This is a genomic window from Microbacterium sp. CFBP9034 (genome assembly GCF_034045255.1).
GTDB lineage: Bacteria > Actinomycetota > Actinomycetes > Actinomycetales > Microbacteriaceae > Microbacterium.
In genome coordinates this window covers 585,245-599,831 of sequence record NZ_JAXCWC010000001.1, presented here as the reverse complement: position 1 = coordinate 599,831, position 14,587 = coordinate 585,245, and the positions used below count along the sequence as shown (strand labels likewise).

12 protein-coding genes are annotated in these 14,587 nt (G+C 69.4%); 5 read left to right on the top strand and 7 right to left on the bottom strand.

From position 1 onward, the window contains the following. Positions 1 to 155: 155 nt before the first annotated feature. Genes SOM19_RS02670 through SOM19_RS02650 form a run of 5 tightly spaced genes read left to right on the top strand, consistent with a single transcriptional unit; the run spans position 156 to position 3,444 of the window. Complete coding sequence (locus tag SOM19_RS02670) at positions 156 to 488, top strand: hypothetical protein (RefSeq protein WP_320485004.1); 333 nt, start codon at positions 156 to 158, stop codon at positions 486 to 488. Next, the gene (locus SOM19_RS02665; RefSeq protein ID WP_320485003.1) at positions 488 to 1,780 is read left to right on the top strand and encodes a hypothetical protein; all 1,293 of its coding nucleotides are present in this window, start codon (positions 488 to 490) and stop codon (positions 1,778 to 1,780) included. The genes SOM19_RS02670 and SOM19_RS02665 overlap by 1 nt, the downstream gene beginning before the upstream one ends. Then, on the top strand, positions 1,777 to 2,298 hold the full coding sequence (locus tag SOM19_RS02660) for a hypothetical protein (protein ID WP_320485002.1): 522 nt from the start codon (positions 1,777 to 1,779) through the stop codon (positions 2,296 to 2,298). Before SOM19_RS02665 ends, SOM19_RS02660 begins: the two co-directional genes overlap by 4 nt. 10 nt (positions 2,299 to 2,308) lie before the next feature. Next, positions 2,309 to 2,878, top strand: coding sequence for a hypothetical protein (locus tag SOM19_RS02655; RefSeq protein ID WP_320485001.1), 570 nt, complete (start codon positions 2,309 to 2,311; stop codon positions 2,876 to 2,878). Continuing rightward, entirely contained in the window at positions 2,875 to 3,444 is a 570-nt protein-coding gene (locus SOM19_RS02650) for a hypothetical protein (protein ID WP_320485000.1), read from the top strand. Before SOM19_RS02655 ends, SOM19_RS02650 begins: the two co-directional genes overlap by 4 nt. Before the next feature lie 38 nt (positions 3,445 to 3,482). Here the strand turns inward: SOM19_RS02650 and mmsB are convergent, their stop codons facing one another. From mmsB to SOM19_RS02615, 7 genes are all read right to left on the bottom strand, one after another. Beyond that, positions 3,483 to 4,388, bottom strand: coding sequence for a 3-hydroxyisobutyrate dehydrogenase (gene mmsB, locus SOM19_RS02645; protein ID WP_320484999.1), 906 nt, complete (start codon positions 4,386 to 4,388; stop codon positions 3,483 to 3,485). Beyond that, positions 4,385 to 5,554 (bottom strand): acyl-CoA dehydrogenase family protein, encoded by a 1,170-nt coding sequence (locus tag SOM19_RS02640; protein WP_320484998.1) that lies wholly within the window; start codon positions 5,552 to 5,554, stop codon positions 4,385 to 4,387. The genes mmsB and SOM19_RS02640 overlap by 4 nt, the downstream gene beginning before the upstream one ends. 188 nt (positions 5,555 to 5,742) lie before the next feature. After that, positions 5,743 to 6,075, bottom strand: a complete 333-nt coding sequence (locus tag SOM19_RS02635; RefSeq protein WP_320484997.1) for a YciI family protein — start codon at positions 6,073 to 6,075, stop codon at positions 5,743 to 5,745. Between the two features lie 129 nt (positions 6,076 to 6,204). Then, positions 6,205 to 6,378, bottom strand: a complete 174-nt coding sequence (locus tag SOM19_RS02630) for a hypothetical protein (protein WP_320484996.1) — start codon at positions 6,376 to 6,378, stop codon at positions 6,205 to 6,207. 277 nt (positions 6,379 to 6,655) lie between these two features. Beyond that, the gene (gene pulA / locus SOM19_RS02625; protein WP_320484995.1) at positions 6,656 to 12,712 is read right to left on the bottom strand and encodes a pullulanase-type alpha-1,6-glucosidase; all 6,057 of its coding nucleotides are present in this window, start codon (positions 12,710 to 12,712) and stop codon (positions 6,656 to 6,658) included. A gap of 206 nt (positions 12,713 to 12,918) precedes the next feature. After that, positions 12,919 to 13,380, bottom strand: a complete 462-nt coding sequence (locus SOM19_RS02620) for a hotdog fold thioesterase (RefSeq protein ID WP_320484994.1) — start codon at positions 13,378 to 13,380, stop codon at positions 12,919 to 12,921. Beyond that, the gene (locus SOM19_RS02615) at positions 13,377 to 14,567 is read right to left on the bottom strand and encodes a bifunctional 2-methylcitrate synthase/citrate synthase (RefSeq protein ID WP_320484993.1); all 1,191 of its coding nucleotides are present in this window, start codon (positions 14,565 to 14,567) and stop codon (positions 13,377 to 13,379) included. Before SOM19_RS02615 ends, SOM19_RS02620 begins: the two co-directional genes overlap by 4 nt. Positions 14,568 to 14,587: the final 20 nt, after the last annotated feature.

Sequence of the window (14,587 nt, the reverse complement as noted above, 5' to 3'; positions counted from 1 at the left end):
AAGGCCATCGAGGGCATCTCCGACATGGGCGAGTCGCTGCGCAAGATGCAGCAGGCGATCAAGGACACCGACTCGGCACTCGCCGGCAACTGACGCTGTGACGGACGCATCGGGCCGGCGGACGCCGCCGGCCCTATGCGCACGGAGGAGGACTCGTGGCTGACATCATGCTGAATCTCGAGCGACTGCGGGAGACCAAAGAAGGTCTCACCGCGACGGTCGCCGAGTTCGAGAACGCGGCGAAGACGAACGACGGGCTCGAGGGATCGATCGGCCGGCCCGACGATCGTCGCGAGCTGCGCGACAAGGCGTCGGACTTCGAGTCCGCCTGGAACGACAAGCGCGGAAAGCTCCAGGAGAACCTCGCGAACATCCTCGAGCAGCTGACCGGCATCATCGACGGCTGGGACGAGTGGGACCGCGACACCGCGGGCTCGCTCGACGGAGCCGAGGCGACCGGTTCGACCAATGTGCAGGTGGCTCTCTGATGCGCTCTCCCGTCGGCGACCACGAGCTGCGTCAGCTCGAAGGCAACCCCGAAGACCTCTGGACCCGCGGCGACACCCTGGTCAAGCTGGGCATCACGATGGCCAAGACCGCGACGGCGCTCGGCGACATCGCCGACTCCGACGTCTGCAAGAGCAAGGGCACCGACAAGCTCGCCGAGATGGCGGACGAGGCGGCCGACGACCTGGCGCAGGCCGCTGTGCGCTACGAGGACACGGGGCGCGTCATCCGGACGTACGCCGACGCCCTCGGCACCGCGAAGACCTGGATCAGCAACAACCAGGCCACGGTCGAGAAGGCGGAGCGGGACTACCAGTCGGCCCGCGACGCGCGCGAGTCCGCCGACGATGACCTGTCCTCGGTCGAGACCGTCTGGGTCTGGGAGCAGGAGCCCAGCCGCTCCGAGGTGAGCGCCGCCGAGACGGCCGCGTCCAACGCGGCGACAGCCGAGACGAACGCGCTGACCCATCGCGACGACTTGTGGGGCCAGTTCGATCACACCTTCGAGACGTGGGAGACGGCCTACGAAGACGCCGTGGGCGGCATCCAGAAGGCGATGGACTCCGCCGACAACAACGACGGATTCTGGGAGGGCCTCGACAACTTCCTCGAGGTGCTCGGCTGGGTGATCATCGCCCTCACCGTCATCGCCCTCATCATCGGCGCACCGCTGACCGGGCTCATCGGCGGGATCATCTTCGCGCTGACCCTGCTTGTCGTGGCGCTCAACGCCCTGAAGTTCTTCGCCGGCAAGGGAACCCTGAGCGATCTGCTGCTGTCGGCGGTCGGGCTCCTCCCGTTCGGCATAGGCAAGATCCTCTCCAAGGGCGCACCCGCGCTCTCGGCCGTGATCCAGAACGGTCGCGGGGTCGTGACGGGCGTGATCCGCGGCGGGCTTCCCCGCTGGAACCTGTTCCGCCCCACCACCTGGGCGACGCCCTTCCAGTGGCTCCGCGCTCCCAGCCAGGCCCGCGGCGGCCTGCCCGTCCCCGGTGGAATCGTCAATCCGTTCCGCACGATGGCCCTAGGCGACGCCCGCCTGGTGCAGGTGGAGAACTTCCTCGGAACGATGCGCACCTCGCCGTGGGGCGCCGCACAGCCGGTGCAGCAGTTCATCACTCAGACACAGGGCGCCATGCCGGCACTGTGGACGCAAGCGGTGAACGTCGGCGTGTGGGGGGCCTCGTTCGGCTTCGACCTCACCCAGAGCCTGGAGCCCGTGACGGGGTTCCAGTTCGAGATCCCCGGAGCGAACGAGGTGCGGATCCGATGACGTCGACCCCGCCACCGGCCGCGCCCGACCGCGGGAGAGTGCTGCGCCGTGTCTACGCGGTGTGTCAGATCTTCATCGGGGTCGTGCTGCTGGCGTTCATCGTGGGCTCGCTCCTCTTCACGGGAGGACGCGTCAGCGAGCAGCAGAGCACGAACTGGTCCGAGGTGTGGAGCTGGCCGGTCTTCCCGGTGCCCGCCTGGCTGATCATCGTGCCGGCGGTCGTCGGGGCGATCGTCGTGGTGCCGATGTGCCTCCGGACGGCCGCGGGGCTCGCCAACCGCCTCCTCGGCGCGATCGGGCAGACCATCGTCGCCGCCGGTGCCGCAGTGCTCTTCATGTTCCTCTTTCCGAGCGACAGCGGACCGTTCCCCATGCCACAGGCCGAGGACGGCTACCTCGGCTGGCACTGGATCGCGCTCATCCCGACGGCGTTCTCACTCGTGGTGCTGATCGTGGCCCTCGCGACGAAGAGCCGCGAGTACGAGCGACTCCGCCTCACCGGCGGGCTCCCCTCGTGACGGCCGCCCTGTGACCGACGATCCGCGCGGCTTCCACGTCATGATGCCCCGCGGCTGGGTCAGGTACATGATCGACGCCGAGGGCAAGAGCGCCCTCATCGCCCAGACGTCGGCCCGCATGCGGGAACTGTTGCGCCCCGACCTCGACGCCCAGGCGCGCACGATGATCGAGTCGTACTGGCGCACGCTCACGGCGAACCGGATCTCGGCGATCTACCTCCCGAGCGATCCCGACGGCGGCGGCGTTCCGCTCTCCATCGCGGTGAAGCAGCACGCCGCGGCCGAGGGAGAAGCGTTCGCCGACGCCCTGCCCGCCCTCGCCGGCGGTGCGACGATCGAGCGTTTCGACACTCCGATCGGCGTCGTGCTGCGCTGGGTGAAGGACTCGCGCGGATCGGGCGAATTCGAAGGAGTGCTCTCGCGGCAGATCGGCTACGGCTTCCCCCTGCCGGCCGAAGGAGATCGACGCGGCATGGTCTTCCTCGCCTCCATCGCCCACCTGGCGGATTCCGACCCTCAGTCGCTCGAACTCCTCACCGAGACGAGCGACACGATCATGGAGACCTTCCGCTGGCGATGACACTCGAATACACGATCGACGTCGACTACCACGTCTGGATCCCCGTTCCGCTGGAGTTCCCGTGGAACGGCTACGACACCGCGATGGCGTGGGCCGCCGATCTCACGGCCGACCTGCTCCCGGGGCCGCGGATCCCGCATGAGGTGAAGAGCGCCTTCGCGGCGACGGCGCTCGAACGGGCCGTGATGGAGCCTCCTCTGCCCGAGGCGATCGAGCGATTCTGGCGCCGGCCCGACACGGGGGCCCCCGATCGGCTCGTGCACCTGTACGCGATCGAGTCCGACGAGACGGCGGCCGAGGAGCTCGTCGAAGTCGCCCGCATCGGAATCGGAGGCTTCGTGCAGGGCGTGGCGGTGCTCGAGGACACGGCGTTCACGACCGCGCTCCGGGTCACGCTCCTGCTCGAGCTGCCCGACGACGTCGTCGTCTCGGTCACCCGGTTCATCGGCTCGCGCGACGGCACCGTGCTGGTGCTCGAACTCATCGACGACGACATCGGGGCGGTCGGCTTCCTCGAGCCCGAGATGGAAACGCTGTTCCGCCGCATCCGCCTCCGTACCGCGTGAGCAGCGCGACCCGAGCCGACGTCCGACCCGGGTGATCGTCAGCGGCTCTCGTCCCGGATGGTGTTGATGATGCCCGAGAAGTCCTGACGCGCACCGTCGCCATCGGCGTAGGCCTGGTACATCTGCCGCGCGAGCATGCCCATGCGCGCCTCGACCCCCGTGGCGACGATCGCGTGCTCGGCGAGACCGAGATCCTTCGACATGAGCGCGCCGGCGAACCCGGGCTGGTAGTCGCGGTTGGCCGGGCTCGTGGGGACGGGCCCCGGCACCGGGCAGTTCGTGGTGAGCGCCCAGCACTGTCCCGAGGCGTTGGAGGCCACGTCGAAGAGCGCCTGGTGCGAGAGCCCCAGCCGCTCCCCCAGCACGAACGCCTCGGCCACCGCGATCTGGGAGACGGCGAGGATCATGTTGTTGCAGACCTTCGCGGCCTGGCCGAGTCCGGCGCCGCCGCAGTGCACGATGCGCCGGCCCATCGCCTCGAGCACGGGCTTCGCGGCCTCGAAGTCGGCGTCGGCGCCGCCCACCATGAAGGCGAGCGTGGCGTTCTCGGCGCCGACGACGCCGCCCGAGACGGGGGCGTCGAGAGCGCGATGGCCCGCGGTCTCGGCGAGCTCGTGCGCCGCGCGCGCCTCGTCGACGGCGATGGTGGACGAGTCGATGAAGAGCGTGCCGGGCTGCGCGGCATCGAGCAGACCGTCGGCGCCGTCGACGCCGCCGTACGCGTCGAGCACCTGCTTGCCGGACTGGAACATCGTGATGACGATGTCGGCGGACACGGCTCGCACGGCGGCCGCGCCGGAGTCGGCGACCGCCAGACCACCCGCGGCCGCAGCCTCCATCGCCGCCGGGAAGACGTCGAAGCCGACGACCTCGTGACCGGCGGCGGCCAGGTTCTTCGCCATCGGCAGGCCCATGTGGCCGAGACCCAGGAATGCGATCCTCATCGTGCACCCCCCAGGAGCTCGCGGCCGATGATGACGCGCATGATCTCGTTGGTCCCCTCGAGGATCTGATGCACCCGCAGGTCTCGCACGACCTTCTCGATGCCGTACTCCTGCAGGTACCCGTAGCCGCCGTGCAGCTGCAGCGCCTGGTTGGCCACCGTGAAGCCGGCATCGGTCGCGAAGCGCTTGGCCATCGCGCACTGCATCGAGGCATCCGGCGCCTTCGCATCGAGGGCGGCCGCGGCATCCCTCACCAGCGCTCGCGCGGCGCGCAGCTCGGTGGCCATGTCGGCGAGCGTGAACACGACGGACTGCTTCTCGGCGAGGGGCTCGCCGAACGTGAATCGCTCGTGAACGTAGCGGATGGCCCGGTCCAGGGCCCACTGCGCGCCGCCGAGCGAGCACGCGGCGATGTTGATGCGACCGCCGTCGAGCGCAGACATCGCGATCTTGAAGCCCTGACCCTCGGCACCGAGCAGGTTGGCCGCCGGCACGCGGACCTCGTCGAGGATCACCTGACGGGTCGGCTGAGCGTTCCAGCCCATTTTCTTCTCGTTGGCGCCGAAGGACAGCCCGGGGGCGTCGGCGGGGACCAGGAAGGCGCTGATGCCGCGGGCCCCGGGCTCGCCGGTGCGGGCCATCACGATGTAGACGGATGCCACGCCCGCCCCGGAGATGAACTGCTTCACGCCGGTGAGCACCATGTCGTCGCCGTCGCGGATGGCCGTCGTGGTGATCGCCGCGGCGTCGGAGCCCGCGCCGGGCTCAGTGAGGCAGTAGCTGCCGAAGCCCTGCATCGAGGTGAGGAGCGGCAGCCACTCGCCGCGCTGCGCCTCGGTGCCGTAGGTGTCGATCATCCACGCGACCATGTTGTGGATCGAGATGTACGCCGCGATCGCGGGATCGCCGACTGCGAGCTCCTCGATGATCGCCGCGGCGTCGAAGCGCGAGAGCCCGCTGCCGCCGAAGTCCTCGCGCACATAGATCCCTCCGACGCCGAGCTCGCCTGCACGGCGGAGCGTGTCGCTGGGGAACGTCTTGTGCTCGTCCCACTCGAGGGCGTTCGGCGCGAGCTCGGACTGCGAGAAGTCGCGGACCGCCTCGAGGATCGCCGCGCGCTCGTCGTCGGAGAGAGCCGCCGTGGGGGTGCTGATCGTCATGGACATCGTTGCTCCTTCAGCCTCACCGTGACACCCTCGTGAGGCATCCTGATGAAAGTCACCGTGCCTTCGTTGGCACGTTGCTGATTTTACATGGACTTCCATGTATGTGCGAGGGGTCCCGAGCTTTGCCTGGGCGATCGCACGCCGACGGCCCCGCGCGCCGGGCGTCGCGGGGCCGTCTGAAACGCCGCCTACTCGTCCCAGGGCGCGAAGGCGCGCAGCTCGATCTGGCCGTTGCGGGCCATCGGATGCCGCGACGCGATCTCGACCGCCTCGGCGAGGTCGCCGACCTCGAGGATGTCGAACCCCAGGATCACCTCGCTCGTCTCGGCGAACGGCCCGCGGGTCGTCAGCACCTTGCCGCCGCGCACGCGCACCACCGTGGACTCGGCCACCGGGGCGAGCACCTCCCCGATGACCCGCTTGCCGCTGGCGTCCAGCGGATCCACCCATCGGTCGATGTCGGACTCGTCGGACGGCTGGTCGGGCTGGGCGTCGCTGACGACGAACATCATGAACTTCATGGTCTGATCCTTTCGTGGCGGGACGGCCTGACGCCACCCTCACTGGGGGCGTCGCGCGGCGGCTCTCGAGGTCGACACTTCGTCTCGACGAATGTTCCGGACGCGGCGCGAGGCCGCGCACGACCCGGCTCAGAACGACTCCAGCACGCCCGCCCCGAAGACGACGGCTGCGGCGACTCCGACCAGCGCCAGCGCGGTCACGGCGATCGCCACGACGAGCATGTTGCCCGCCACCGTCAGCAGCAGGGCGCCCATCGTGGAGATCGCGCGGCGGGTGGTGTGGATCGGAGAGGTCGCTGTCACGCCTTCGACGCTACGGACCGGGCTCTCGTGCGGCGTCGGCCGGAAGTCTCATGCCCCTCCGCCGGAAGGATGATCCGGCGGGTCCCGACTCGCCGTCCGCCGTCGCAGATTCAGGAGACACGCCGTCGGCTCCCGGCCGGATGGAGGCCCGCTGCGGCGCGTCTCCTGAATCTCGAAACGGCGGGGACCGGCGCACGCCCGGGCGGACGCGATCCGGGCGACGCCGAAGGGGCGGGATGCCGCGAACCCGCGACATCCCGCCCCTCGAGATCCCGCGTCAGTAGATGAGCACCGGCACCGGAACGATGGTGCGCGAGTCCTGAAATCCGGGCCCACCCTCGAACGACGTGCGCAGCAGGTGCAGGCCGCGGCTCAGCGTCGGCAGCGCGACCTTCACCTTGCCCTTGTCGGCCGCGGTGAGCTCCGCGGTCGCGATCACGGCACCCTTGTCGGTGACGGTGACCGTGCCGACGGGCGCAGCGCCGTCCGCGGAGACGACCTTGCCGACGACCGACACCGCCGAGCCGTGCTTGGCGACGAGCCTGTCGGGCGCCGCGAGCACCGCCGTGCGGGCATCGGCCTTGTCGACCAGCACTGCCACGGATCGGGCCGGAACGGTGATCTCGCCGGTGGCGGCATCCCACTCCGTCGTCTTCACGACGGCGTCGGCACCCTTCGCCTGCGCCTTCGTCAGGGCGAACCCGCGGCCGGCTAGCTCGGGCATCGTCTGCGTCGTCGCATCGGGCGAGGCGTTGAACACGACCAGAGCACCCTCGAGCGCGGGGTCGACGTCTTCGCCGACGAGGTCGTCGATGAGCATCACGACGACGCCGGGCGTGGCATCCGGGCCGCTGTTCGGGAACGAGACCTTCTGCTGGATCAGGTCCGCGGAACCGAGGCGGAGCAGCCCGACCTCTTCGCGCACCCGGAGCAGGTCGAGAGCGGATGCCTCGGCCGACGCGATGTCGGATGCACCGGGCTTGAGGGCCGGGTTCTCGAGCAGCGGCTTCATGATCGACCACTTGTCCTCGTTGTCGGCCTTGCGCGGCACACCCGAGCCGAACGTCGACTCGGTGCCCGTCCAGTCGATGCGGTTGAACCAGTCGCCCGAGTTGTAGCTGTTGCGGTCGAGCGACTTCGAGCGCAGCAGCTCGGTGCCGGCGTGCCAGAACGACGGGGTCTGCGAGAACGCGGTCGTCGCGAGCGACAGGGTGTTCATCCGCACGCGGTCGGCCATCGACGTGTCGACCGGCAGCTTGAACACCTGGTGGTCGTACAGCGTCTCGTTGTCATGCGCATCGACGTACGTGATGACCTCATCGGGCTGGTCGGCGTAGCCCGCCGGTGCGCCGTTGTAGAGGAACTCGTCGCCCGCCTTCACCGTGCCGTCCGACGCCGTCATCTCGAAGTCGCGGAGGTTGCCGGCGAGACCGAGCTTGACCAGGTCGGTCTTGCGCGCGAGGTCGCCCGCCGGGTCAGCAGGCACGCCCGGCCGACCGTTCGGGTCGGTGGAGAGGCCGGTGCCGAAGCCCTGGTAGAAGATCGACGCGCCGTCGACCGGGCTGCCGCCGTGCACGGCGTCGCGCAGGCGGTCGGTGAACGTGCCGATCCCGGTTCCGCCGAGCTGACCCTGCGTGGCCTGCTCGAAGAGCGCGTTGTTCGCGACCTCGCCGAAGTTCCAGCCCTCGCCGTAGAGGTAGATCGCCTTTCCGTCGACGCCGTCCTTCTTGAGCGTCAGCTCGTCGAGCGCCGCGCGGATCTCGAGCATGTTCTGCTTCGAGTGGTGGCCCATGAGGTCGAAGCGGAAGCCGTCTACCTTGTAGTCGCGCGCCCACGTGACGACCGAGTCGACCATCAGCTTCTGCGCGACCTCGTGCTCGGTGGCGACGTTCTGGCAGCACGTCGAGGTCTCGACATTGCCGGCCAGGTTCAGCCGGTGGTAGTAGCCGGGCACGACCTGGTCGAGCACCGAGCGGTCGCCCTGACCCGACTGCGCCGTGTGGTTGTACACCTCGTCGAGGACGACCTGCAGGCCCATGCCGTGGAGCGCGCCGACCATCTCGCGGAACTCGTGCACGCGTGCCCCGCCCTCCGGATCGACGGCGTACGAGCCCTCCGGAGCCGAGTAGTGGTACGGGTCGTAGCCCCAGTTGAAGCCGTCGGCGTCGACGACCTTCTCGATGCACGCCTGCTGCTCCTCGCTGGCGGGTCCGAACGACGCCAGGTCGCAGTCGGGCACGGCCTGCTTCGAACGGTCCTCCTCGATCGACGCGATGTCGAACGAGGGCAGGAGGTGAATCGTGTTGATGCCCGCATCCTCGAGCTGACGGAGCTGCGCGGTACCCGCACTGTCGCGGGTGAACGCCCGGTACGTGCCGCGCTCGGCCTCGGGCACGGTCTCGTCGGTGATCGAGAAGTCGCGGATGTGCAGCTCGTAGATCGCCCGGTCGACCGGTCGGTCGATGACCGGCGCCTTAGTCTTCTCCCAGGCCTTCGGCTTCCAGCCCTTGTCGTTCAGGTCGACGGCCACGGACCGCTCGGAGTTCGTCGTGAGTGCGACCGAGTACGGGTCGCTGACGACATTCGTCTCGATCTTCCCGGTCGTCGGGGCGTAGACCTCGAGCTCCCAGAGGTACTCGTCCCCCTTCAGCGTCTTCGCGCCCGCGACGGTCCAGACACCGGACTCTGCGTCCCACGCCGCCTCGTGACGGACCGGGTCGCCGTCGGCGCCGGCCTCCCACGTGAGGAGCGTCGCGGTCTGCGCGGTCGGGGCCCAGAGGCGGAAGGTCGGCTTGCCGCTCTTGAACGTGACCCCGAGGGTGGTCTCGCCGACGGCATCCGCGTACAGGTCGTCGAGCACGCCGGGGATCTGCACCCCGGTGTAGGCCTTGAGCGTGCCGGCGGCGTCGCGCTGCGACACCATGAGCTGGCCCTTCAGGAGGGCTGCGGCATCCGCCCCCTCCACACGCAGCGCGGTGAAGCCTGCGAGCGCGGGGAACTTCTTCTTCTGACCGGCCGTGAGCCCGCCGTCGACGCGCGTCAGGTCGACGGCGTCGCCTCCGGTGATCTCACCGTCCGAGAGGGAGAGGGATGCCTCGGCCGACGCGTGCAGCTGCCACGAGGCATCCGCCGCAGCCGTTCCCAGGTCGCCCGGCCATGCGATCGTCTCGGCGTCGATCCAGTGCGCGCGGAGCTCGCCGACGCCCGCAAGCGGCGGGTCAGTGGTCTTGACGGTCAGGATGTGCGTCTCGATGTCGTAGCGGAACGTGACGACCTTGCCGGCGCTGGCGGTGAACGGGATGTCGCCGCCGCCGGCGACGCCGCCCGCTCCGTAGTTCTCGTCCCAGCTGCCGTTGTGGGTGACCTTCACCGCGTAGGAGCCGGTGGGCAGGTCGTCGGTCGTGTACTGGAACACGCCGTCTCGGTTGCGGTCGAACATCATGGCAGCGAGGCACTCGGGCTGCCAGTCGCCGGGGCAGCCGAGCTCCTGCTGGAAGGAGCCGGCGAGCGTGACCACGGGTCCGTCGACGCTCGACCAGATGTTCTTGGTGCGCGAATCGAAGTAGAAGGAGACGTCGCCTCCCTCGTGGTGGAAGAGGATGTCGGTGGCTCCCGCCACGCCGCCCACGCCGTAGTTCTCGTCCCACGACTTCTCGGTCGCGATCTTGTACGCGTAGTCGCCCTCGGGGATGGTCACCGTGAGGCTCCAGATGCCGTTCGCCTCGACCATCTGGACGGCCTCGCACTCGGGCTGCCAGTCGCCGGGGCACCCGGCCTCGCTGTTGAAGCTGCCCGGGACGCTCACGAACTCGTAGTCCGTCGGCTCCTGCGGCTCCGGCTCCTCCGGCTCCTCGGGCTCTTCGACGACCGCGAGGTTCACGCGGTTGCCGACGGACGCGTAGGTGGATGCCGCGGCCTTGTTGCCGGCGGCGTCCTTCGAGACCGCGCGGTACTCGACCAGAGTGCCCGGATCGATCCCGGCGACGTCGTGGAAGACGCGCGGCGAGGTGTCCTCGGCGGTGCCCAGGGCGTGCCACTCGTCGTCGCCGACCACGCGCCACGCGAAGCTCGTCTCGGCCCACACCCCGTCGGGGATGTCGGCGCTCACCGGCGCGACCCCGGTGAGGCCGGCGCCTGCGGCGGGGACGGTGACCGAGAGCTCGCCGGCCTGCTCGGGAGCGCTGACCGGGCCGTCGGCCGTGTACACCACGGCCGAGAGCGCGGGAACGGTGACTGATGCGACGCCGGCGGCGTCGGTCGTGAAGGCGTCGCCGCCGCCGTAGAGCGACGTGAACGAGGCGTCCGTCGTGAGCGTCGGAATCGAGACCGTCTTGGCGGTCGTCGCATTGTTGGTGGCGACGAGGTACTCGACCTTGTCGGTGCGGTCGACACGGCTGAACGCGTAGACACCCGCTGCCGCGTCGTCGACATAGCGCTCGATCTGCGCGCCCGACTCGAGCGCCGGGTGGGCGCCACGCAGCTCGGCGAGGGCGGCGATGTGCTCGTACAGCGGGGCATCGGCGTTGTAGCGGTCGACGCTGCCCAGCTGCTCGCCCGTCACGAGCGGCTGATTCTGGTAGTCGGCGGTCTGCGACGCGAAGAGCGTCTGACGGGCGTCCTTATCGCCGCCCGTGCCGGCGAAGCCCTGCTCGTCGCCGTAGTAGACCACGGGCTGACCGCGCGTGAGGTACATCAGCTCGTGCGCGAGCTCGTCGCGCTGGAGTGCGTCGGCGCCCGCGAGGAAGTGACCGACGCGGCCCATGTCGTGGTTGCCGAGGAAGGTCGGCAGAGCGGTGGCCGATGAGTCGGGCGTCGTGTACATGTCGTCGCCGGCGAACAGCGTCCGAAGACCGCTCGGCTTGGCCCCCGTTCCGGTTCCCTTCGCGTAGGCGGTCGCGGCGCTCTGGAAGGTGAAGTCCAGCACGGAGTTCATGTCGCTGTTGCGGACGTACGGCGAGAGCTTCGCGGGGTCGGCGTCGTAGACCTCGCCGAACATGAAGAACTCCGGCTTCTCGGCGGCGTGCGCATAGTCGAGGACTTCGCTGGACCACTTCTCCCAGAACTCGAAGTTGACATGCTTGGCGGTGTCGATGCGGAAGCCGTCGATGCCCAGGTCGATCCAGGTCTGGTAGACGTCGATGAAGCCGTCCACCACCGTCGGGTGCTCGGTCATGATGTCGTCGAGGCCGACGAAGTCGCCGAATGTCACCGACTCCCCCGCCCACGTCGAGTCACCGCGGTTGTGGTAGAGCGTCGGGTCGTTGAGCCACGCGGGCACCTTGACGTCGGCATCCGCTGCGGCGATCACAGGCGTGTAGGGGAAGCTGATCGCCGGGTCGAGCGCGGGGAACTGGTCGGTGCCGGCGAACGTGGCCGGGTCGAAGGCCGTGCCCGACGCGTCGCGGTACGGCTCGGCCTCCTGGGTGATGTACGTCTGCGACCCCTCGGCGTAGGAGATGACGTCGGCCGTGTGGTTCGTGATGATGTCGAAGTAGACCTTGATGTCGCGGTCGTGGGCGTCCTGGATGAGCGCCTCGAGCTCGGCGTTGGTGCCGAGGTGCGGGTCGATCTGCGTGAAGTCGGTGATCCAGTAGCCGTGGTACCCGGCACTGGCGTCGGCGCCGGCTCCCTGGACGGGACGGTTCTTGAAGCTCGGCGTGAGCCAGATCGCGCTGGTGCCGAGTCCCTCGATGTAGTCGAGCTTCTGGCGCAGGCCTGCGATGTCGCCGCCCTGGTAGAAGCCCTTGTCGGTCGGGTCGAAGCCGTGGGCGAGCCGGTCGCCGTCGATCGCGCCGCGGTCGTTGGTCGGATCGCCGTTCGCGAACCGGTCGGTCATCACGAAGTAGAACTGCTCTGCGCTGCCGGGCTGGCGCACCGGGTCGGCGACGAGCGCGTCATCGGCGGCGGAGTACTCACCCGTCAGCTCCACGACCTCGACGCCGATGCGGTGGGTGGTGTCGTCGAAGACGAATCGGAGGGTCGACGGGCCGCCGACGGTGAGCGGGATGTCCTTGCCGTCGAGCACGCCGTCGGCCCCGTAGTTCAGGGCCCAGCCGTCGTCGAGGGCGACCTTGTAGGTGTACGAGCCGGCGGGCACCTCGAACTGCGCGGCGTAGATCCCGGCGGTGTCCGTGGGTGCGAGCTCGGTCGCCGCGCACTCGGGCGCCCAGTCCGCCGGGCAGCCCAGTTCGGTCTGCAGACTTCCGACGAGCGCATACGTGTGGTCCGCTGCGGCGGCGGGCGCGACGGCGACCAGTCCCCCGGTGAGGATCAGCGCGACGGCGGCGACGATGGCGGTGGAACGGCGGGCACGTGCTGATGTCGGCTTCGACACAGAGAACTCCTGAGGGAGGCAGGGCACGGCGACGTGCCTGTTGGTGCAGTGTGCGGCCGACGCTAGCAGCGATCGCAACGAATGTGCAAGCGCTTACATTGTGAGAAAGCGCTCATTTGCGGATGCCTCGGCCCTCGGTTTGCCGTAATCCCAGGTGGCAACCGCAATCGCTTGCAGAGGCGCGAGGCGACCGGGGCGGCGCCTCCTCAGCCTGAGGAGCGCTCCGCCGCGGCCGCGTAACTGCTGCGTTGCTCGATCACCGCGAGCGTGCAGCGGGAGATGCACGCGAGCTTTCCCGCTTCGTCGATGATGCGGACCTCCCACACCTGCGAGCGCCGGCCGATGGCGGCGGGCGTCGCGGTCGCCGTCACCCACCCGGAGAACACCGGCCGGATGTGATTGGCGTTGATCTCCTGGCCGACGACGTGGAACCGCTCGCGGTCGACTGCGAGGTAGCCGGCCCAGGACGCGAGGGTCTCGGCCAGCGCGACCGACGCCCCGCCGTGCAGCACGCCCGCGGGCTGCACGGTGCGATGGTCCACGGGCATCCGCGCCACCAGCGCGTCGTCCCGCAGCTCGACGACCTCGATGCCCAGAGTCTCGATCAGCGTCGAGCCGGCCATCGCGTTCAGATCGATGCCGGCCACGTCGCCGACCCAGAGGCTCACTCGGCGGCCTCCTCCGCGCGCTCGGCCACCGCGGTGACCGCGGGGTCGGGCACGTAACCCTCGATGTGCCGCTCATCGGGGCCGTTGTACTCGGAGAGGGGCCGGATCAGCGCATTCGAGGCCAGCTGCTCCATGATGTGCGCGGTCCAGCCCGTCACGCGCGCCGCGACGAACAGGGGCGTGAAGGTCAGCGTGTCGAAGCCCATCAGGTTGTACGCCGGACCGGACGGGTAGTCGAGGTTGGGGTAGATGCCCTTGCGGCCGACGAACTCGCTCTCGAGCGTCTCGTAGAGCGCCGCGACATCGGGCCGGTCGAAGTGCTCGACCAGCCGGTCGAGCGCGGCCTTCATCGTCGGCACGCGCGAGTCGCCGCGCTTGTAGACCCGGTGGCCGAAGCCCATGATCTTGCGCTTCTCGGCGAGCGCCTCGTCGAGCCACGGACCGACGTTCCCGGCCGTGCCGATCTCGTCGAAGATGTGCAGCACGGCCTCGTTCGCACCGCCGTGGAGCGGACCCTTGAGCGCGCCCACCGCGCCGACGACGGCCGAGTACAGATCGCTGAGCGTGGAGGCGATGACCCGCGCCGTGAAGGTCGAGGCGTTGAACGAGTGCTCGGCGTAGAGGACCATCGACTGGTTGAAGGCCTCGACGACGACCGCGTCGGCCTCCTCGCCGAAGACCATCCACAGGAAGTTCGCCGCGTAATCGAGGTCGTCACGGGGAGGGATGGGCTGCAGCCCGCGGCGCCGGCGCTGGCCGTAGGCCACGATTGCGGGGAGCACGGCGAACAGGTGGACGCTGCGCGCCAGGTTCTCCTCCGCGCTCCCACTCGCCACGAGCACCGAGCCGGTGCCGGCCAAGTCGCGCGCGCCGATCAGGCTGATCGCCGTGCGCATCTCGTCCATCGGGTGCGCGTCGACCGGCACGAGGTCGATCGCCGCGCGCACGTCGGCCGGCAGCGAGCGGTAGGAGCGCTCCGTCGCCCGCAACTGCGAGAGCTGCACCTCGGTCGGGAGCTCGCCGTGCCACAGCAGGTACGCCACGGCCTCGAACGGCTGCGTCGCCGCGAGCTCCTGCACCGGATAGCCGCGGTACAGCAGCGAGTTGGTCTCGGGATTGACCTTCGAGACCGCCGTGTAGTCGACGACGACGCCGGCGAGACCCTTCTTGATGTCGGGATCGCTCATGGGTTGCTCCTTTGCCTTTC

Excerpts from the sequence above, each read along its gene's own strand:
- mmsB (WP_320484999.1), bottom strand. The coding sequence starts at position 4,388 with ATGAGGATCGCATTCCTGGGTCTCGGCCACATGGGCCTGCCGATGGCG.
- SOM19_RS02615 (WP_320484993.1), bottom strand. The coding sequence starts at position 14,567 with ATGAGCGATCCCGACATCAAGAAGGGTCTCGCCGGCGTCGTCGTCGAC.
- SOM19_RS02660 (WP_320485002.1), top strand. The coding sequence starts at position 1,777 with ATGACGTCGACCCCGCCACCGGCCGCGCCCGACCGCGGGAGAGTGCTG.
- SOM19_RS02665 (WP_320485003.1), top strand. The coding sequence starts at position 488 with ATGCGCTCTCCCGTCGGCGACCACGAGCTGCGTCAGCTCGAAGGCAAC.
- SOM19_RS02640 (WP_320484998.1), bottom strand. The coding sequence starts at position 5,554 with ATGTCCATGACGATCAGCACCCCCACGGCGGCTCTCTCCGACGACGAG.
- SOM19_RS02650 (WP_320485000.1), top strand. The coding sequence starts at position 2,875 with ATGACACTCGAATACACGATCGACGTCGACTACCACGTCTGGATCCCC.
- SOM19_RS02635 (WP_320484997.1), bottom strand. The coding sequence starts at position 6,075 with ATGAAGTTCATGATGTTCGTCGTCAGCGACGCCCAGCCCGACCAGCCG.